Origin of the sequence: Streptomyces sp. NPDC017448 (assembly GCF_044330565.1) — a bacterium.
GTDB lineage: Bacteria > Actinomycetota > Actinomycetes > Streptomycetales > Streptomycetaceae > Streptomyces.
In genome coordinates this window covers 275,800-294,734 of sequence record NZ_JBIRLM010000001.1, presented here as the reverse complement: position 1 = coordinate 294,734, position 18,935 = coordinate 275,800, and the positions used below count along the sequence as shown (strand labels likewise).

Annotated in this window: 18 protein-coding genes; 7 read left to right on the top strand and 11 right to left on the bottom strand. The window is 74.5% G+C overall.

Annotation, left to right across the window (positions count from 1 at the left end; all coding sequences use genetic code 11):
* The first annotated feature begins 63 nt into the window (after nucleotides 1–63).
* Complete coding sequence (locus tag ACH4K1_RS01245) at nucleotides 64–591, top strand: GNAT family N-acetyltransferase (protein WP_398085246.1); 528 nt, start codon at nucleotides 64–66, stop codon at nucleotides 589–591.
* A 132-nt stretch (nucleotides 592–723) separates the two neighbouring features.
* Here ACH4K1_RS01245 and ACH4K1_RS01240 read toward each other — a convergent pair whose 3' ends face one another.
* Nucleotides 724–1,416, bottom strand: coding sequence for a demethylmenaquinone methyltransferase (locus ACH4K1_RS01240; protein WP_398085243.1), 693 nt, complete (start codon nucleotides 1,414–1,416; stop codon nucleotides 724–726).
* A 273-nt stretch (nucleotides 1,417–1,689) separates the two neighbouring features.
* Here ACH4K1_RS01240 and ACH4K1_RS01235 point away from each other — a divergent pair, with 273 nt between their 5' ends.
* From ACH4K1_RS01235 to ACH4K1_RS01225, 3 genes are read left to right on the top strand one after another with little or no spacing between them, the layout of a single operon-like run.
* On the top strand, nucleotides 1,690–2,199 hold the full coding sequence (locus tag ACH4K1_RS01235) for a SigE family RNA polymerase sigma factor (protein ID WP_398086540.1): 510 nt from the start codon (nucleotides 1,690–1,692) through the stop codon (nucleotides 2,197–2,199).
* Between the two features lie 9 nt (nucleotides 2,200–2,208).
* On the top strand, nucleotides 2,209–3,165 hold the full coding sequence (locus ACH4K1_RS01230) for a hypothetical protein (protein WP_398085240.1): 957 nt from the start codon (nucleotides 2,209–2,211) through the stop codon (nucleotides 3,163–3,165).
* Nucleotides 3,162–4,151: a DUF3152 domain-containing protein gene (locus tag ACH4K1_RS01225; RefSeq protein ID WP_398085237.1), complete on the top strand. Its 990-nt coding sequence runs from the start codon at nucleotides 3,162–3,164 to the stop codon at nucleotides 4,149–4,151. The genes ACH4K1_RS01230 and ACH4K1_RS01225 overlap by 4 nt, the downstream gene beginning before the upstream one ends.
* 40 nt (nucleotides 4,152–4,191) lie before the next feature.
* On the opposite strand, the gene ACH4K1_RS01220 is transcribed toward ACH4K1_RS01225, so the two are convergent.
* From ACH4K1_RS01220 to ACH4K1_RS01205, 4 genes are all read right to left on the bottom strand, one after another.
* Entirely contained in the window at nucleotides 4,192–4,842 is a 651-nt protein-coding gene (locus ACH4K1_RS01220) for an imidazolonepropionase-like domain-containing protein (RefSeq protein ID WP_398085234.1), read from the bottom strand.
* Nucleotides 4,843–4,849: 7 nt separating this feature from the next.
* Entirely contained in the window at nucleotides 4,850–6,049 is a 1,200-nt protein-coding gene (gene mqnC, locus ACH4K1_RS01215; protein ID WP_398085232.1) for a cyclic dehypoxanthinyl futalosine synthase, read from the bottom strand.
* Between the two features lie 72 nt (nucleotides 6,050–6,121).
* Entirely contained in the window at nucleotides 6,122–8,131 is a 2,010-nt protein-coding gene (locus ACH4K1_RS01210; RefSeq protein WP_398085229.1) for a protein kinase, read from the bottom strand.
* A gap of 380 nt (nucleotides 8,132–8,511) precedes the next feature.
* Complete coding sequence (locus ACH4K1_RS01205) at nucleotides 8,512–9,393, bottom strand: menaquinone biosynthetic enzyme MqnA/MqnD family protein (protein ID WP_398085227.1); 882 nt, start codon at nucleotides 9,391–9,393, stop codon at nucleotides 8,512–8,514.
* Between the two features lie 343 nt (nucleotides 9,394–9,736).
* Here ACH4K1_RS01205 and ACH4K1_RS01200 point away from each other — a divergent pair, with 343 nt between their 5' ends.
* Nucleotides 9,737–9,940, top strand: a complete 204-nt coding sequence (locus ACH4K1_RS01200; protein ID WP_003967102.1) for a cold-shock protein — start codon at nucleotides 9,737–9,739, stop codon at nucleotides 9,938–9,940.
* Between the two features lie 103 nt (nucleotides 9,941–10,043).
* Here ACH4K1_RS01200 and ACH4K1_RS01195 read toward each other — a convergent pair whose 3' ends face one another.
* Genes ACH4K1_RS01195 through ACH4K1_RS01170 form a run of 6 tightly spaced genes read right to left on the bottom strand, consistent with a single transcriptional unit; the run spans nucleotide 10,044 to nucleotide 16,709 of the window.
* Nucleotides 10,044–10,874: an ABC transporter ATP-binding protein gene (locus tag ACH4K1_RS01195; protein ID WP_398085224.1), complete on the bottom strand. Its 831-nt coding sequence runs from the start codon at nucleotides 10,872–10,874 to the stop codon at nucleotides 10,044–10,046.
* On the bottom strand, nucleotides 10,871–11,959 hold the full coding sequence (locus ACH4K1_RS01190) for an ABC transporter ATP-binding protein (RefSeq protein ID WP_398085222.1): 1,089 nt from the start codon (nucleotides 11,957–11,959) through the stop codon (nucleotides 10,871–10,873). The genes ACH4K1_RS01195 and ACH4K1_RS01190 overlap by 4 nt, the downstream gene beginning before the upstream one ends.
* Before the next feature lie 5 nt (nucleotides 11,960–11,964).
* Nucleotides 11,965–12,816, bottom strand: coding sequence for an ABC transporter permease (locus ACH4K1_RS01185; protein ID WP_398085219.1), 852 nt, complete (start codon nucleotides 12,814–12,816; stop codon nucleotides 11,965–11,967).
* The gene (locus ACH4K1_RS01180; RefSeq protein WP_398085216.1) at nucleotides 12,813–13,760 is read right to left on the bottom strand and encodes an ABC transporter permease; all 948 of its coding nucleotides are present in this window, start codon (nucleotides 13,758–13,760) and stop codon (nucleotides 12,813–12,815) included. Before ACH4K1_RS01180 ends, ACH4K1_RS01185 begins: the two co-directional genes overlap by 4 nt.
* Before the next feature lie 7 nt (nucleotides 13,761–13,767).
* Nucleotides 13,768–15,462: an ABC transporter substrate-binding protein gene (locus tag ACH4K1_RS01175; RefSeq protein WP_398085214.1), complete on the bottom strand. Its 1,695-nt coding sequence runs from the start codon at nucleotides 15,460–15,462 to the stop codon at nucleotides 13,768–13,770.
* Complete coding sequence (locus ACH4K1_RS01170; RefSeq protein WP_398085211.1) at nucleotides 15,459–16,709, bottom strand: C45 family autoproteolytic acyltransferase/hydolase; 1,251 nt, start codon at nucleotides 16,707–16,709, stop codon at nucleotides 15,459–15,461. The genes ACH4K1_RS01175 and ACH4K1_RS01170 overlap by 4 nt, the downstream gene beginning before the upstream one ends.
* A gap of 131 nt (nucleotides 16,710–16,840) precedes the next feature.
* On the opposite strand from ACH4K1_RS01170, the gene ACH4K1_RS01165 reads away from it, so the two are divergent.
* Together ACH4K1_RS01165 and ACH4K1_RS01160 are read left to right on the top strand one after the other, a co-directional pair.
* Entirely contained in the window at nucleotides 16,841–17,740 is a 900-nt protein-coding gene (locus tag ACH4K1_RS01165; protein WP_374228922.1) for a MurR/RpiR family transcriptional regulator, read from the top strand.
* 62 nt (nucleotides 17,741–17,802) lie between these two features.
* Nucleotides 17,803–18,630 (top strand): MerR family transcriptional regulator, encoded by an 828-nt coding sequence (locus tag ACH4K1_RS01160; protein ID WP_398085208.1) that lies wholly within the window; start codon nucleotides 17,803–17,805, stop codon nucleotides 18,628–18,630.
* The last annotated feature ends 305 nt before the right edge of the window (nucleotides 18,631–18,935 follow it).

Below are 18,935 nucleotides of genomic sequence, written 5' to 3'. Positions count from 1 at the left end.
GCGCGGCACATGTCCCGTGCAGTCTATGGGGGCCTGCAGACCAACCCTCCGAAGGGCTCCCCCATGTCGATCGCGCCTGCCACGCCCCACTCCTCGGCCCCCGCCGTACGCCTCCGGGTTCCGACCGACGAAGACGCCCTGAGCTGGTACCGGGTGTTCGACGACCCCGAAGTGATGGAGTTCTTCGGGGGCCGCCGGGCCGACCTCTGCGTGTACGAGGAGCTGACCGCGCGCCAGCGGCGGCACGACGCGGAGCTGGGCTACTGCCTGTGGACGGTCACGGACGAGGAGGACGCGGTCCTCGGCTTCACCGGGGCGCAGCCGTGGCCGCACACGCACTACGGGCCGGTCGGCGCGACCGAGATCGGCTGGCGGCTGGGGCGTGCGGCGTGGGGGCGCGGGTACGCCTCCGCCGCCGCCCGCACCACGCTGGAGCGGGTACGGGCGGCGGGGGTGGGCGAGGTGGTCGCGATGATCCACTCCCGTAACGCCCGGTCGATGGCGGTCGCGGAACGGCTCGGGATGCGGCGCGCCGAGTCGTACGACACCCCGCGCGGCCAGGTGGCCGTCTGCTTCCGCCTGGAGCTGTGAGGCCGGGGGCGCAAGGACCGCCCGTCACGGGACCGGGTGGTTCCGGACGTGACGGGGCCGGATGGTTCCGGACGTGACGGGGCCGGATGATTCCGGACGTGACGGGGTCAGGCGGTACCGGCCGTGACGGGGTCAGGCGCGGGTGGCCCGGTGCAGGGCCACCACGCCGCCGGTCAGGTTGCGCCAGGCCACCTTCGACCAGCCGGCCTTCTGGAGCAGTGCGGCGAGGGCGGGCTGGTCGGGCCAGTCGCGGATGGACTCGGCGAGGTAGACGTACGCGTCCGGGTTGGAGGAGACCGCGCGGGCGGCCGGCGGGATCGCCCGCATCAGGTACTCCGTGTAGACCGTGCGGAACGGCGCCCAGGTCGGCTGGGAGAACTCGCAGATCACGACCCGGCCGCCCGGCTTCGTCACGCGGTACAGCTCGCGCAGCGCGACCTCGGTCTCCTGGATGTTGCGCAGCCCGAAGGAGATCGTGACGGTGTCGAACGTCCCGTCCTTGAACGGTAGCTTCATGCCGTCGCCCGCCGTGAACGGCATCCAGGGGTGGCGCTCCTTGCCGACCTTGAGCATGCCGAGCGAGAAGTCGCACGGCACGACGTAGGCGCCCGCCTTCACGAAGGGCTGTGAGGAGGTCGCCGTCCCGGCCGCCAGGTCGAGGATCTTCTGGGCGGGGCGGGCGTCGACCGCGCGGGCCACCGCCTTGCGCCACAGCCGGGCCTGGCCGAGCGAGATCACGTCGTTGGTCAGGTCGTAGTTGGCCGCCACACCGTCGAACATCGAGGCGACTTCGTGCGGCTGCTTTTCCAGGGAGGCTCGGGTCACCCTTCCATTCAAGCAGCCGGGCCCCCGGGACCGGCGCGGGCGGTCGCCCGTGAGGGCGACGGGCTCCGTGACCCGGCGAGGCGGAGGCGGGCGGACGCGGACCCCGCCGACGCCTCCTCGAACTGATCTTCACTACTCTTCAACCTTTTCGGCACACGGCTGCTCTGTAAGGGGTGGGAGTCCGGCCGGGGGCGGTCGCCGGGGAGGGCCGCCGGGGGCGGGGAAGCAGCACGAGCGAGGGGAGGGCGCATGCCGGCGGAGGCTGAGCCCGCCATGGCGGACGGCGAGCGCGCCGCGTTCGAGGCGTACGCCCGGGACGCGCAACGCCGGCTGTACCGGACGGCCTACCTGCTGTGCGGAGAGGTCGAGGGCGCGCAGGACCTGACGCAGACGACCCTCGCCAAGCTGTTCCAGCACTGGCGCCGGGCCGGCCGGGCCGACCATCTCGACGCCTACGCCAAAACCGTGCTCGTCCGCACCTTCGTGGCCGAACGCCGCCGTTCCGTACGGGATCTGCTCGCCCACCACCGCATCGCGCACCGCCCGCAGCCCAACCCCGCGCCGGGCGCCGACCTCCGGATCACCCTGCTCGCCCTGCTCGCCGAACTCCCGCCCCGGGCACGGGCGATGGTCGTCCTGCGCTACTGGGACGACCTGAGCGTGGAGACCGTGGCATCGCTGCTGCGGTGCAGCGAGTCGACGGTCAAGAGCCAGTGCTCGCGTTCGCTCGTCCGCCTCCGCGCCCGGATGGGCGACGTCCAGCTCTACTCCACCGGAAGCTGAGGGCCGGCCATGACCCCTGAACCGCACGCGTACCCGCCGCCCGGCACGCCCGGCACGCCCCGCACGTCCGGTGCGGACGCCCACGCCGTGGACCCGTCCGACGAGGAGCTGTTCCGGGACTCGCTGCACCGGACCGTCGGCCCCCTGTCCCTCCCGTCCGATCTGGTCCCCGAGGCGGTACGCGAGGGCTACCGGCGGCGCGCCCGGAGCCGGGCGTACAGGGTCGCGGGCGCCTTCGTCGCGGTGACCGGCCTGACCCTCGGCCTCTCCGTGCTCGGCCCCCGGCTGCTGTCGGGCCCGAACACGGAACCCGCCTCACCAGCCGCGCCGTCTCTCTCCCTGCCCGCCCCCACACCCACCACCCCCACCCCCCGACGTACGGAGCCACGCCCCGACATGCCGAGCCCCACCGCCACCCCCGTGCTGCCCGTGCCCCCCGGCCCGCCCACGCCCTCCCTCTCCGCCCCGCCCGCTCGCGGTTCCCGGGAGGCCCGGCGCCTGGAGGACTTCCGGCAGTGGGCGGCCGGGGCGCTGGACGCCCTGCTGCCCGCCTCGGTGGGGACCGTCCTGCCGGCCGGCGACGACCCGACGGGCTACCGGGCGCGGCGCGGCGCCGTCGTCCGCGCCGTCCACCTGTCGGTGCACCCGGAGACGGGGAGCGCGAAGCCCGTCTGCCGCGACCTCCCGGAGAAGGGGCTGACCTGCGAGGACATCGCCCTGGACGACGGGACGCCCGCGCGGGTCCACCGGCAGGCCGCCGAGGGCCGGACGGGCACGGAGGTGTCCCTCCACTACCGGTACGGCCGCAGCACGGTGTCGCTCTCCGTCTCGCCCGCTCCGGCCGGTGCGGGCGACGCCCCGGTCACCGCCGGGGATCTGGTCCGGGCCGTCCAGAGCCCGCGGTTCCGGGAGTTGGTGGCGTACGCCGACGCCAACCCGGTGCCGTGGAGCGGGGCCGCCGCGTGACGCGTCGCCGCACGACCGGCACCCTCCCGCCCGCGTACGGATCGCCCGCCCCCGACGAGGAAACGTTCCGGCTCCGCGTGCCGCCGCCCCGGCCGCCGGGCGGCGCCGGGACCGGCTCCCCGCCCGCCCCCCGCTCCCGGTCGGCCGCGCGGTCGCGGGTGCGGCGGCGGCAGCAGCGGAACCGGCGGCGGGCGGTCTCGCTCGCCGTGCTGGCGCTCGCGGTCCTGGCGGGCGCGGCGCTGCTCGTCGGCCGGCCCTGGCAGGACGGGGGCGGTCCGGTGGACGCGGCTCCGTCCGCCGCGGCTCCGGCGGGCGGACCGGACAACGCGTCCGAGCCGCTGGAGGGCGCCTCTGCGCCCCCTCCCCCGCCGGCCCCGACCCCGTCCACGTCCTCTTCGCCCGATGGTGATCCGGACGCCGGGGACATCCCCGCCTCGGGGCCCGGCACGTTCACCGTGGCCCGGGCGGGCGTCGCCCCGAAGGGCGAGGGCAGCGCGTACCGGGTGGAGGTGGAGGACGGCATCGGCGTCGACCCCGACCGGGCCGCCGAGGAGATCGCCGCCGTCCTCGCCGATCCGCGCGGCTGGGGCCACGACGGGGAGCACACGTTCCGCCAGGTCGCCGACGGGTCGGCCGGGCTGGTGATCCGGATCGCCACCCCGGCGACCACGGACCGGATGTGCGGGGCGTACGGCCTCAAGACGCGCGGCGAGGTCAACTGCCGGGGCGGCGAGAAGGTGATGGTCAACCTGAAGCGCTGGCAGCTCGGTTCGCCGCAGTTCGACGGGCCCGTCGCGGAGTACCGGGCGCTGATCGTCAACCACGAGGTCGGCCACTGGCTGGGGCGCGGCCACGAGACGTGCCCGGGGAAGGGCCGCCCCGCGCCCGCGATGATGCAGCAGATCGACGGGTTGAAGGGGTGCGTCGCCAACGCCTGGCCGTACGACGCGAAGGGGCGCTACCTGGGCGGCCCGAAGGTGCCGTGACCTGACCTCCCGTACGGAGCCGGCTCCGGGCGACGGGGCCTCAGCGGGCGCGGTGCACCAGCCGCCCCGCGAGGACCGTCGCCACACAGGAGCCCGCGCCCGCCGCGTACAGCGCGCCCTCGTCGGGCACGTCGAAGACCGCGAGGTCCGCCCGGCCGCCCACGGTCAGCGGGGCGCCCGCCGTACGGGCCAGGCCGCCGCCGGCCGCGAAGGGGTCCAGGTCCGGCGGGCCCTCGCGTACGGGCGGCGGCGGGACCACGACCAGCCCCGACCGGGCGACGGCCGTGCGCAGCGCCGGGTCGTCCGCGCCCAAGGGGCCCGCCAGGTGCGTGGTGCCGTGGCGCAGCATCCGCTGGAGACCGCGCCGGACGCTGCCCGCCCGCCGGGTCGCGTCCATCGTCGCCGCGATCCGGTCGAACGCCGGACCCCACAGCGGGAGTTCGCCCAGCTCGTCGGCCTCGCGGGGGTCCGGGTGGTAGCAGCGGGCGAGCAGGTCGGCGGGGCGGTCCTGGCGCAGGCCGGGGGTGAGGAGGCCGGGCCAGCGGCGGACCCGGGCGGCCGGGTGGGCGGCGGCGACCTCCGCGTACGGGCCGAGGGCGGCGATCCGGTCCCCGTCCACCGCGACCGCCCCGTCCGCGACGGCCGCCGCGCCCACCGGCAGGACCAGGGGCGCGGCGTGGATCGTCAGCACAGGGGTGTCAGTTGGCGTTGAGGAGCTTGAGCTCCGGGTGGGCCGTGCCGCCCTCGATCGCGACGGAGGAGATGTGCGAGACGACGCGCTCGTCGACCGGGTCCATCGCCGGGTCGTCGTGCACGACGAGGTGCTCGTACGTCGTGGCGCGCTGGGCGGGAACCCGGTCCGCCTTGCGGATCAGGTCGATGATCTCCAGCCGGTTGGAGCGGTGCCTGGCCCCGGCCGAGGAGACGACGTTCTCCTCCAGCATGATCGAGCCGAGGTCGTCCGCGCCGTAGTGCAGCGACAGCTGGCCGACCTCCTTGCCGGTGGTCAGCCAGGAGCCCTGGATGTGGGCGACGTTGTCGAGGAAGAGCCGGGCGATGGCGATCATCCGCAGGTACTCGAAGAGGGTCGCCTGCGTCTGCCCCTTCAGCTTGTTGTTCTCCGGCTGGTAGGTGTACGGGATGAAGGCGCGGAAGCCGCCGGTGCGGTCCTGCACGTCCCGGATCATCCGCAGGTGCTCGATGCGCTCGGCGTTGGTCTCGCCGGTGCCCATCAGCATGGTGGAGGTCGATTCGACGCCGAGGCCGTGGGCGATCTCCATGATCTCCAGCCAGCGCTCGCCGGACTCCTTGAGCGGGGCGATGGCGGTGCGCGGCCGGGCGGGCAGCAGCTCGGCGCCCGCGCCCGCGAAGGAGTCGAGCCCGGCGGCGTGGATGCGACGGATGGCCTCCTCGGCGGAGACCTTCGAGATCCGGGCCATGTGCTCGATCTCGGAGGCGCCCAGCGAGTGGATGACCAGCTGCGGGAACGCCTTCTTGATCGCGGAGAAGTGCTCCTCGTAGTACTCCACGCCGAAGTCCGGGTGGTGGCCGCCCTGGAACATGATCTGGGTGCCGCCCAGCTCCACGGTCTCCGCGCAGCGGCGCAGGATGTCGTCGAGGTCCCGGGTCCACCCCTTGGCGGTGTCCTTGGGCGGGGCGTAGAAGGCGCAGAACTTGCAGGCCGTCACGCACACGTTGGTGTAGTTGATGTTGCGCTCGATGATGTACGTCGCGATGTGCTCCGTACCGGCGTAGCGGCGGCGGCGCACGGCGTCGGCGGCGGCGCCCAGGGCGTGCAGCGGCGCGGACCGGTAGAGGTCGAGCGCCTCCTCGGGGGTGATCCGACCGCCTTCGGCGGCTCGGTCGAGGACGGGCTGAAGGTCGGCCTTCTCGGTCACCGGGCTGTCACCTTTCGGCGGTTTCTTCGACGATCCACGGACCGATCCAGCGTACGCCAGCCCCTTGCGCGATCAGCCGCCGGACCGGGTGAGCCTGCCGTACGGGAGGCCGGCGGCGCGTTCCTTCGAGCGGTAGTCCAGGGCGCCGTCACCGGTGAGGCGGAAAACCAGGTCGGCCTCGGTGGTGGTGCACAGGCCGGGGGTGCTGGGGCGGTCCGGGTCGGTGGCCTCGCGGATGTTCAGCTCCTTCGCGGTGCCGGAGACGAGGGTGCCGACGCTGTTGCAGGTGACGGTGGTGCCGAACTGGGAGATCGTCGTGCTCATCCGGACGACCCGCGCGCCGCGCTTCCCCTCGGTGAAGACGGCGGTGAGCGTGCCGTGGGGCTGTCCGGTCGTCCGCTCGGTGACCGGGCCCTGCCAGGTGCCGACGTACGCCTTCGGCAGCGCGCGGACCGGGGCGCCGCCCGCGTCGCCGGTGCCGGTGGGCGACGGCTTCTCGCCGGCCGGCGGGGAGACGGAGGCGGAGGCGGACGGCTTCCCCGCCGCGTCCGTGCCCCGGTCGGCGTCGCCGTCCGGGAAGAGGCCGTCGAGCAGGCCGGTGCCGAGGGTGACGACGGCGAGCGCGCCCGCCACGGCCAGGGCGACGGTGCAGCTGACCCGGCGGCCGCGGCGCTCCCCGGCCCCCCGCCGGTCCTCGGCGCCGACGGTCACCGAGAAGCGGGGGTCGGCGGTGCGCTGCCCCGGCAGGCCGCCCGGGCCGGCCCCCCGGTCGCCGTTGCTCTGCCGGTAGGTCCCGGCGTGCGTGGGGGGCGGGGGCGAGGCGGAGGCGGGCCGCGCGCGCGGGGGTGCCGGGGGCGGAGGCGGGGGCGGCGTCCCGTACGCGTCGTCCTGCGGGTGCGGTGCGCCGTACAGGTCGTCCTGCGGGTGCGGCGCCCTGAACGGCGCGTCCTGCGGAGCTTCCTGCCGTGCTTCCTGCGGGCGGGGCGCCCCGTACGCCTCGTCCTGCGGGCGCGGCGGCCCGTACGGCGCCTCCTGCGCCGGGCGCTGCGGCCGGTACGCCGCGTCCTGCGGGGGCGGGGGGACCGGCGGTCCGAACGGGCCGCCCCGGCCCGGTGCGGCCGTTCCCGGCCCGGCGCCCAGCGAGGCGCTGCTGAACGGCACGGGCCCCGACTGCACCGGCCCGTCCTGCGGCTCCAGGTCCAGCAGCGCCACCGCGGAGCGGCTGACCTCGCTCACCAGCCGGCCCGGCAGCCAGCCGCCCGCCACCATCGCCGCCGCCCCCTCCGGGGCGAGCGCCCGCGCCAGGCCGGCGGGGGCGGGGCGGTCCCCCGGGTCCTTGGCCAGGCAGGCCGCGACCACCTCGCGCAGCTCGCCCTCCAGGTCGCCCAGCTCGGGCTCCTCGTGGACCACCTTGTAGAGGAGGACGGCGGAGGAGTCGCCGGGGAAGGGGGCCTCGCCCGTCGCCGCGTAGGCGAGGACCGCGCCCAGCGAGAAGACGTCGGCCGCGCCGGTGACGTCCCGGCCCCGGATCTGCTCGGGCGCCATGTAACCGGGCGAACCCACCGAGACCCCGGTGGAGGTGAGCGAGACGGTCGCGCCGAGCGCCCGCGCGATACCGAAGTCGATGAGGCGGGGCCCGTCGAGGGCGAGCAGCACGTTGGACGGCTTCACATCGCGGTGGACGATGCCCTGGCCGTGGACGGCGGCCAGCGCCTCGGCCAGGCCCGCGCCCAGGGTCCGTACCGCGTGCTCGGGCAGCGGGCCGTGCTCGGTGATCGCCTGGGAGAGGGGCGGCCCGGCCACGTACCCGGTCGCCACCCACGGCACCGGCGCGTCCGGGTCCGCGTCCAGGACGGGCGCGGTCCACTGGGCTCCGACGCGCCGGGCCGCCTCCACCTCGCGCCGGAACCGGGCGCGGAACTGCTCGTCGAGGGCGAAATGGGGGTGGACGACCTTGACCGCGACGGTGCGTCCGCCCGCGCTGCGCCCCAGATAGACCCGGCCCATGCCGCCCGCGCCGAGCCTGCCGAGCAGGCGGTAGGCGCCGATGGTGTGCGGTTCGCCCGCTTCCAGCGGCTGCATCGTTGGACTCCCCCTGTGAACCCTGCGGACGGTGGACCCGTGGACGGCGGAGCCGGTGGACGGTCCGGGCCCGGACCGAAGCCTAGGGGGCGCCACCGGCGCGGTCACCGGGAAACGGCCGGACCATTCCCCCTTCTCCGGTCAGGAAGGGATCATTTCCCCGGGGGGAAAGGCGCGAATGCGCTGTCCCCCCGCCCCCATTCCCTATCCGGAACGGTATCCGGAGCGGATGGCGCACACGGTTTCCCGTTCCCGGGCGCGGTATCGGGACGCCGGTGCGAGGCCCTCTTCCCGGACGCCTGTCCGGCTCTCCTCTCCCGCCGCCCCGGCGCCTCCCCGCCCTCTTCCGGGGGAAAAGCGAATTCCCCCCGGGGAACGGCTCAGCCGCCGAGCAGCTCCACCCGGACGTCGGCCGGATAGCCGGTGTCCCGTCCCGTCCGGCGGGCGAATTCGCGGACGCCGGCGAGCTGGTCCGGCCCGAAGCGGAAGTCGAGCGTCGTGAAGTACTCCTCCAGCACCTCCGCGTCGAACGCCTCCCAGCGGGCGGCCTGCTCCGCGACCTTGGCGACCTCCTCCAGGGAGAGGTCCCGGGAGGCCAGGAACGCCTCGTGGACCCGGGCCGCCTGCTCGGGGTGGGCGGCGAGGTAGTCCTTGCGGGCCGCCCAGACGGCGAAGACGAACGGCAGCCCCGTCCACTCCTTCCACATCTGGCCCAGGTCGTGGACCTGGAGCCCGAGGCGGGGGGCGTCGTGCAGGTTGGCGCGGAGCGCGGCGTCGCCGATGAGCACCGCGGCGTCCGCCTCCCGCATCATCAGCCCCAGGTCGGGCGGGCAGGTGTAGTAGTCGGGCCGGACCCCGTACCGCTCGGCGAGCAGCAGCTGCGCCAGCCGCACCGACGTACGGGAGGTCGAGCCGAGCGCCACGCGGGCCCGGTCCAGCTGCTCCAGCGGGAGCTGGGAGACGATCACGCAGGACATGACGGGTCCGTCGCAGCCGACCGCGATGTCGGGGAAGGCCACCAGGTCGTCGGCGTTGCGCAGGTACTCCACGAGGGTGACCGGACCGATGTCCAGGTCTCCCTTGACCAACTGCTCGCTGAGCCGCTCCGGGGTGTCCTTGGAGAGCTCCAGGTCGAGCAGGGTTCCCGTACGGGCCAGGCCCCAGTAGAGCGGGAGGCAGTTCAGGAACTGGATGTGGCCGACACGGGGCCGGCTGCGACGGTTCTCGTCGCCTTCACGGGGGGAGACGGTTGAATTGTCCACATCGCGAGGCTAGACCCGCCTCCGCCCGGGGGCGCCACCGGGGCCGCGCGCCCCTCCCGCGCCGGGCCCGCACGCCGGTCCGCGCCGCCTCCCGGAGCCTCTTCCGGAAGGGGCTCCGGGACGGCTCTCCCCGAACGTCCTGCGGAGCTGTTCAAACATACGGGTGAAGTGATCTTTCCCTCTACCGCTCTCCGGATCCCCCATGCTAGGCTCGCGGCCAAGTTGCAGTTTGGTTTCCCTTGCAGTACAGAGCCTGCGGAGCATGTAACCCGCAGGCTTTTGTAGTTTTCAGACTTGTTTGCAGGTTCTGGAGCAGGGCAACCCTTTGGCCCAAGGAGGGCTTATGGCTACCGGAACCGTCAAGTGGTTCAACGCTGAAAAGGGCTTCGGCTTCATCGCCCAGGACGGCGGCGGCCCGGATGTCTTCGTTCACTACTCCGCGATCAACGCGTCCGGGTTCCGCTCCCTCGAGGAGAACCAGGTCGTGAACTTCGACGTCACTCAGGGGCCCAAGGGTCCGCAGGCTGAGAACGTCACCCCGGCCTAGTTGCCCGGGTCGGCCGATCGCGGTCGCACAGAGCAGTACCCAAGGAGCCCCGCTCCCCCGCTCCGGCGGAGGAGCGGGGCTCCTGCCCGTGCGGGGCCGCCCGTCAGACGGCGGCGGCCCGGGCGGCGACCGCGTCGGCCGGATCCCAGCCCGCGCGCGGCACCGAGGCGAGCAGCAGCCGGGTGTACGGGTCGCGGGGCGCGGCCAGCACGTCGGCGGTCGGGCCCTGTTCGACGGCCGTGCCGCGCCGCATCACGACGACCTCGTCGGTGACGTGCTGCACCACCGCCAGGTCGTGGCTGACGAAGACCAGGGCGACCCCGGTCTCCCGGCGGATCTCGTCGAGCAGGTGCAGGATCTGGGCCTGGATCGACACGTCGAGCGCCGCCACCGCCTCGTCCAGCACCAGCACCTTCGGGTCGACGGCGAGCGCGCGGGCGATGGCCAGCCGCTGCCGCTGGCCGCCGGAGAGCCCGTGCGGCAGGGCCTCCGCCTCGCGCGCCCCGAGGCCGACCCGGTCCAGCAGCCCGTCCGCGAGACCGTCCGGGCGGCCGTGCAGCCGCAGCGCGGTGGTCAGGCAGCGGCGGGCGGTGAGCCGGGGATCGAGCGAGAGGTAGGGGTCCTGGAACACCATCTGGATCTCCCGCGCCCGGGCCAGCCGCGCCGCCTTCCCGCGCGGGGCGGTGAGCCCCCGGGCCCGCCCCTCGACCCGGACCGTCCCGGCGTCCGGGCGGACCAGGCCCACCAGCATCCGGGCCACGGTCGTCTTGCCGGAGCCGGATTCCCCGACGATGCCGAGCGAGCCGCCCGCCGGAACGGTGAAGCCGATGCCGTCGGCGGCGGTGAGGCGGCCCTTCCCGGGCAGCGGGTACGTCTTGCGCAGGCCCTCGACCGCGAGCAGCGGCGCGGGGTCCTGCTTCGAGGGGAGCGTCATCGGCTGCCGCCCTTCTGCGCGGTCACGGGGCCGGTCCGCCGGGGCGGGCTCGGTACGGGGATCAGCTCGGGCAGCCGGCGGCAGGCGGCGGAGCCCGTGCCGCCGTCGTCGTCCAGGGGCGCCGGCTCGGGGCGCCAGGTGGCGCACTCCGGTTCGGCGTCCGGGCAGCGTTCGGCGAAGGGGCAGCCCGCGAAGGCGTCGGCCAGCGACGGCGGCTTCCCCGGGATCGGCCGGATCTCGCGGTGTTCCTCCCCCAGCGTCGGGGAACAGGCCAGCAGCCCCCGGGTATAGGGGTGGCGGGGCCGCTCGAACAGGTCCCCGGCGGTCCGTTCCTCGACGACCCGGCCCGCGTACATCACGTACACCCGGTCGCAGTAGGCGGCGGCCAGATGCAGATCGTGGGTGATGAACAGCAGGCCCAGGCCGCGTTCGGCGCGCAGGGTGCGCAGGAGGGCGAGGATCTCCGCCTGGGTGGTGACGTCCAGGGCGCTGGTGGCCTCGTCGGCCAGCAGCAGCCGCGGTTCGGCGGCCAGCGCGCCGGCGATGACGACGCGTTGGAGCATGCCGCCGGAGAGTTCGTGCGGGCGCTGGCGGACCCGGCGCTCCGGGTCGTCGAGCCCGACCGCGTCGAGGAGTCCGACGGCGCGCTCCCGGGCGGCCCGGCCGGTCGCCCCGGCCCCGGCGGCGGCGAGCCGTTCCACGAGGAAGTCCCCGACGCGGCGGACCGGGTTGAGGGCGGCGCGCGGGTCCTGGTGGACCAGGGCCACGGTCCGGGCCCGGTGGGCGCGCAGCTCCTCGCCGCTCAGGGCGAGGACGTCCCTCCCCTCGACCCGGACGGAGCCGTCGAGGACCGTCCCCTCGGGGAGCGTGCGCAGGGCGGCCTTGGCGGTCGTGGACTTGCCCGAGCCGGATTCGCCGACCAGGCCGACGACTTCGCCGCTCGCGACCCGCAGGGAGACCTGGTCCAGGACGGGGCGGGCGGCGCCGGGGAGGCGGAGGGTGAGGCGGTCGATGTCGAGGAGCACGGTGTCACTTCCCGGTGCGGCGGGTCGCGCCGCGGCGCGGCGCGCGGTGGGGTCGGGCATGGCGGCTACCTCCCGTGGGCGAGTCGGTCGGCGGCCCGGACCCCGACGACGTTGAAGGAGACGACCACCAGGGCGATGGCGACGCCGGGCACCAGGGCGGGCAGCAGCGCCCCCTGGACGACGGCGGCCTGTCCCTCCTGCACCATCAGCCCCCAGTCGGAGCTGGGCGGCTGGGCGCCGAAGCCGAGGTAGGAGAGCGTGGCCAGGGACATCAGGGCCTCGCCGAAGAGGACCACCAGATAGCCGATGACGGAGCGGCCGAGGTTGGGGACGAGGTGGAAGGCGCAGATCCGCAGGCCGCCCATGCCCTGGACGCGGTAGGCGTCGATGTAGGGCTTGCGGCGCTCGGAAAGGGCCACGGACCGGGTGTACTTGGCGACGGTCGGCGTGTAGGCGAGGCCGAGCGCCAGTACGGAGGTGGTCATCCCGGCGCCGAAGACCGCGATGATCAGCACGGTGAACAGCAGCCCCGGGAAGGCGTACATGACGTCGGTGAGCCGGGAGACGGCGGTGTCGGCCCAGCCGCCGCGCCAGGCCGCCAGGGTGCCGAGCGCGATGCCGAGCACCGCGGCGACGCCGAGGAGGAGCGCCGGGGCGACGAGGCTGGTGCGGGCCCCGTACAGCACCCGCGACAGCAGGTCCTGGCCGGAGGAGTCGGTGCCCAGGAGGTGGTCGCCGGTGGTCCCGGCCAGCGAGGCGGAGAGGTCGATGGCGTCGGGGGCGTACGGGGCGATCAGCGGCGCGAGGAGGGCGGCGAGCACCACCAGGCCGAGGACCGCGCCCGCCAGGACCGTCCCGTAGGGGCGGCGGGCGGGTGGGGTCTCCACCAGGGCCGGGGCGAGTGCCGGGGCGGTCATACGGCGGCCTCCTTCACGCGCGGGTCGAGCAGCGGGTGGACGAGGTCGACGAGGGTGGTGACCACGATGTAGCCGGTGACCATGAGCAGCAGGACCGCCTGGGCGACGGGGAAGTCGTGGGTGTTGATCGCGCCGACGAGCAGCGAGCCGATGCCGCTGATGCCGAACGCGGTCTCCACGACGACCGTCCCGGCCAGCATCCCGGCCATGACCAGGCCGCACATGGTGACGATCGGCCCCAGGGCGTTGCGCAGGATGTGGCGGCGGACGATCTCGCGCTCCGGGATGCCGGAGGAGCGGGCGGCCTCCACGTGGTCGGCGGCCCCGGCGTCGGCCATCGCCTGCCGGGTGACCCGGCTGATGACGGCGAGCGCGCCGAGCGCCAGCGCCAGGGCGGGCAGGGTCAGGTGGTGCAGGGTGCCGGTGAAGCCCTCGCCTCCCCCGGTGACGGGGAACCAGCCGAGCTGGACGCCGAAGACGGCGGCGAGCGCGATGGCGGAGACGAACGAGGGGACCGAGGCCGCCAGCGTCGTGCCGCCGACCACGGCCGAGTCCACCCAGGTGCCCCGCCGGACGGCGGCGAGGATGCCCGCGCCGACGCCGAGGACGACGAAGAGGACGGTCGCGTACGCCACCAGGGCCAGGGTGGTCGGGAAGCGGGCGGTGATCAGGTCGGCCACCTGGTCGCTGTACTTGAAGGAGCGGCCGAGGTCGAAGTGGAGGCAGTCGCCGAGCCAGCGGCCGTACTGCATGACGAGGGGTTCGTCGAGGTGGTACTGCGCCCGGACCAGCTCCAGCTTCTCCGGGGTGAGTTTGTCGCGGTCGCCGGCCAGGAAGACGGCGGGGTCGCCGGGGGCCGCGTACACGGCGGCGAAGATGACGAAGGAGGCGGTGAGGAGGGTGGCCAGCAGTCCGGCCAGCCGCCGGGAGATCCGGGCGAGCATCGTCGGTTCAGCCCTTCCGCGCGCCGAGGTCGGCGGCCCAGGGGTAGTAGAGGTACGCCATGGAGGCGGGCGGTCCGGTCAGCTTCTCGTCGAGGACGAGGACGGAGGGGACCTGGGCGACGGAGATCCAGACGGCGGCGTCGGTGAACTTCTTCTGGATCTCGGCGGCGAGCTCGGCGCGCTCGGCGTCGTCGAGGGTGGCGAGCGCCTTCTTGACCGTGGCGTCGTAGCCGGGGTCCGCGAAGCCGACCCAGTTGTTGGAGGAGCCGGTGAGCGCGTTGTCGTAGAAGCCCACCGGGTCGGCCTTGGAGATGTACCAGTCGCCGACCAGGACGTCGATCTCGTTCCGGGCCTCGGGGTCGCTGTAGAACTGCTCGAACTGGGCGGGGGGCACGGTCTTGATCCGCCCGGTGAGCCCGATCCGCTGGAGGGCGGCGCGGACGGCGTTGGCGACGACGGTGCGGCCCTGGCTCGCGTCGGTGCCGATGACGATCGGGGCGCCCGCGTCCACGCCGGAGTCCTTCACCAGCTTCTTGGCTGCGGCGATGTCGTCGGCGTCGGGGCTCGCGGGGGCGACCGCGTCGGCGGCGCGGGCGGCGGCCTCGAAGACCGGCTTCCCGTAGCCCCAGGCGCCGGAGCCGACCGGGGTGGACCAGGGCTGGACCATCCCGCCGTAGCCGGAGGCGGCGATGCCCTTGCGGTCGAGCGCGAGGGAGAGCGCGCGGCGCACGGCCGGGTCCTTCAGTCCGCCGCGTGCGGTGGGGATGAGGACGAGGGAGGAGGTGGAGGGGCCGTAGTACTGGGCGAGGCCCTTCTTGCCGGCGAGGGCGGCGGCGGTGTTGGGCGATTCGGCGTACGCGCCGTCGGCGGCCCCGGTGGTCAGCGCGTTGACCAGGGCGCTGTCGGTGGCCCAGCGGAAGGTGACGCGCTTCGTCAGCGGTTCGTCGCCCCAGTAGCCGTCGTGGCGCTCGATGGTGATGGAGTCGCCGGACTTCCAGTTCGCCAGCCGGTAGGGGCCGGTGCAGGCGTCGGGCTGCCCGGGGGTGCCGAAGTCGCGGCCCGCCTTCTCGACCTGCTTCCGGTTCCAGACGATGCCCGCGTCCCCGGCGAGCGCCTTGAGGAAGAGGGCGTCGGGCGCCTTGAAGGAGACGGTGATCTCCTTCTCGCCGGTCTTCTCCATGGAGGCCACGTTCTCGAACTCGTCGCCCTGCTCCATCTCCGGGTCGGCGTGCCGCCGAAGGCTCCACAGCACGTCGTCGGCGGTCATCGGGGCGCCGTCGTGGAAGGTGACGCCGGAGCGGATCGTCAGGACGAGGGTCCGGTCGTCGGGGGTCTCGGCGCGCTCGGCGAGGAACGGCTTCGTGGTCATGTCCGGCTGGAGCTGGTAGAGCCGTTCGCAGACGTTGGTGAGGACGACGCGGCCGGCGCTGGAGCCCTGGGTGTCCAGGTCGAGGGAGTCCGGTTCGTCCTCCAGGAGCCAGCGGGCCTCGGCCAGTTCGCCCGTGGCGGCGGGGGTGGTCGGGGTGAGGGTGAGCTTCGAGGCGTCGGCTGCCGGGCCGCCGCCCGCGGGCTCGGCGGCGCCGCCGCACCCGGCGGCGGCGAGCAGGGCGGCGACGACGGCTCCGGCGACGGGGGCGGTACGGCGCCGTGCCCGGCGGGGCGCGGTGGCGGGGGAACGGAGGGAGGGCGCGGTGTGGGTCATGGTTGGGTTCCTGTCGCTTCCGGGCCGCCGTGCGGTCCGTCGTAGAGGTTCCAGGGGAGGTGCTGGTACGCGCGGTCGCAGGGGGTTCCGGCGGTCACGAGGTACTCGCCGGTGGTGAGGTCGGCAAGCGAGGAGACGAGGGTGGTCCAGTGCTCGACGGCCGGGCGGCGCGGGTCGGGGTGGGTGCACAGGGACTCGGGGTGGCCGAGGTGGTCGGACATCGCCCGGCGGATCAGCTCCCGGGACTCCGCGGGGCCGGTGGAGTGGCGCAGGGCGGCCAGCCCCTGTTCGGCGCGGGGGACGCGGACCAGGGAGTCGGGGGACATCGGGCGGTATCCGGCGGCGGCCAGCGGGGCGGGGACGCCGGCCTGGTAGTGGTTGCCGTGCACCAGCAGGCCGTCGGTCGGGTACATCCAGCCGTGCCCGGCGGGGGTGGTCTCCAGGTCGATGGCGAACCCCTCGCGGCAGGTGAGGAGGGCGTTGCTGGCGATGTGGGCCCGGGTGCGGCAGAGCACGTCGAGCGCGTCCGCGATGTTGCCCTGGTCGAGGACCGTGCGCCGGACGACGGTCTGGGGCAGGCCGATCCGGTCGTCGAACCGGCCGCCGAGGCCGTTGGCGTTGAAGGCGATGCCCGCCGAGTTCGCGCCCTGGCGGCCCACCTGTCCGGCCTCCACCTGCATGATCAGGGTGGGGTTGGGCGGCTGGACGATCCGGATCATGACGACGGTGTCCGCGACCCCAGCCCGCCAGTCCCAGTTCTGCCCGGCGTAGACGTGGCCGTCGCCGCTGGCGGGGCCGTACGCGGCGAACGAGGTGCAGCCTTCGGCGGGTTCCTCCTCGGCCGGCCGGCCGGCCCGGTCGGCGGTGATCTCGGCGAAGGACTTGTCGTAGATGACCTCGCCGCGGGCGTTCAGCGCGAGGACGTCCAGCAGGCCGGCGCCCGCGCCGTCGGCGATGCCCCGCATCTCCTCGACGAGGTGGGGGGCGTAGGCGGTGACGGGCGCCAGCCAGCGGGCGGCGCGGGCGGTGACCTTCTCCCAGGTGAGTCCGGCGGAGCGGCCGAACGCCTCCTCGTAGTAGGCGAGGGAGGCGTGCAGGAGGGGGCGGACGGCCTCGCCGTACTGGCGGCCGCGCTCCAGCGGGGTGCCGGAGATCTCGACCACGGGGAGGGACCGGGCGGCCGGATTCCCGGGCGGGGGTGCGGAACCGGCGGGGACGGGGGCTGATTCCGTGGGCAGGGGTGCCATTGTTCTCCTCGCGACGGAACGCTTCGGCTACCGGCGGACGGGGCCCGGAACGGTCCTGTAACGTCGATTTCAGAAAGCGTTCCCCTTGGAACGTTCTGCCCAGGACAGTAACGCCGGTCACACGGAAGTCAATGCTTGTAATGGAAATTCCAGAGAACGAGACCGGAGTGACGCGCCTCCGTGCCGCCATTCGTGACCAATGGAACGATCTGTCCGCATCCGAGCGGGCAGTGGCCCAGTACCTCGTGAACGCCCCGGTCGAGCAGCTGCTCTTCGCCAGCGCCCAGCAGCTCGGCACGGTCAGCTCCACCAGTAACGCCACCGTCGTCCGGGCCCTGCAGCGCCTCGGCTACGCCGGTCTGCCCGCGCTGAAACGGGAGCTGGCCAACGACTTCACCTCGGCCGTCGCCCCCGAGGTGCGGCTCAAGCGGCGCATCGCCCACGTGGGCCAGGACCTGGACTCCATCTGGACCGACGTCTTCGACGAGGCCCAGGAGCGCATCGACCAGGCCCGCCGGCTGACCGGCCCGGACTCCCTCAGGCGGGCGGTGGCCGTCCTCGCCGAGGCCCGCGAGGTCTTCGCGTACGGGGTCGCCGCCTCCGAACCGGGCGCGCGGCACCTGGCGCTGGCGCTCGGCCGGATCGGCCGCCGCGCCCGCGCGGTCTCGGAGACCGGCTTCGCCCTGGCGGACCAGCTGCTCGCCCTCGGGCAGGGCGACGCCGTGGTCGTCTTCCAGCCGGGACGGCGGCTGATGGAGCTGTCGGTCCTGATGGAGCGGGCCCGCTCGGTCGGGGCCAAGGTGGTCCTGGTGACGGACGAGCTGGGCGAGGCGTACGCGGACCGGGTCGAGGCGGTGCTCACCGCGCCGCACACCCCCACGGGGATCACGGCGGAGTCGCTGACCGGCCTGCTGGTGGCCGACGCACTGCTCCTGGCGCTGGCCACCCTGGACGAGGATCGGGCGGTCGGCTCGTCGCACCAGCTGACGGCCCTGCGCGAACAGCTGCTGGACCCGAAACGGCACGGATAGCGCCGGGCGCGTCCGACGACGCTTGACCTTGACCCCGTGTGAAGGGGTGCAGTGGAGCCATCATGTTCACCATCGGAGACTTCGCCAGGTACGGGCGGGTGTCGCCCCGCATGCTGCGCCATTACGACGCCGTGGGGCTGCTGCACCCGGACCGCACCGACCCCGCCACCGGCTACCGCCTGTACGGCGCGGCCCAGCTCGCCCGGCTCAACCGGATCATCGCGCTCAAGGACCTCGGCTTCACGCTCCGGCAGGTGGCGGCCGTCCTGGACGAGCAGGTGGGACCGGAGGAGCTGCGCGGCATGCTGCGGCTGCGCCGGGCCGAGCTGGAGGAGGCGATGGCCGCCGCGGCGACGCGGCTGGCCGGGGTCGAGGCGAGGCTCCGGTCGATCGAGAGGGAGGGGCGCATGCCCGCCGACGACGTCGTGATCAAGACCGTTCCCGCGGTCCGGGTGGCCGAGCTGACCGGGACGGCGGACAGTTACGAGCCGCACCACATCGGGCCGGTCATCGGCCCGCTGTACGAACGGCTCTTCCCGCTCCTGGAGGGCGCGGGCGTCCGGCCCGCCGGTCCCGGGATCGCCCGGTACGAGAACGCCCCCGATGGCGGCGGCGCGATCACCGTGCACGCCGGGGTGACCGTCTCCGCCCCGGTGGGCCCGGTCGGGGACACCGGGGTGAACGTGGTGGAGCTGCCCGCGTTCGAGGCGGCGACGATCGTGCACCGGGGCGCGATGGACGACGTCCTGCCGACCGCCCAGACCCTGGCCCGCTGGCTGGACGCCCACGGCTACCGCTCCGCGGGGTACGCCCGCGAGGTCAGCCTGGAGTGCCCGCCGGACCGGAGCGCCTGGGTGACGGAGCTCCAGGAGCCGGTGGCGAGGGGCTGACGGGCGCGCCCGTGCGGGAGGGAACGGCCCCCCTCCCGTACGGGCGCCGCCGCCCCGGACGCCCACGCCCCCGCGGCGGGGCCGGCCGGCCGCCCCGCCGCCGCCCTCCCCCCTCCCCCGGGGCGGTCTCCGGGAAGGCCGCCACCCCTCCCACGGCGGCGCCGATCTGACAGATCGTCAACCCCGGTGCGCGCGTGGACGCGGCGCACGGCCCGGCGCGTGGTTCCCGAATCGTTGTCGAGGGCTTGTGCAGAGCGTCACCCACTGCTGACGAGTCAGGCCGGGACAAGGCAGACTGTTGAGCG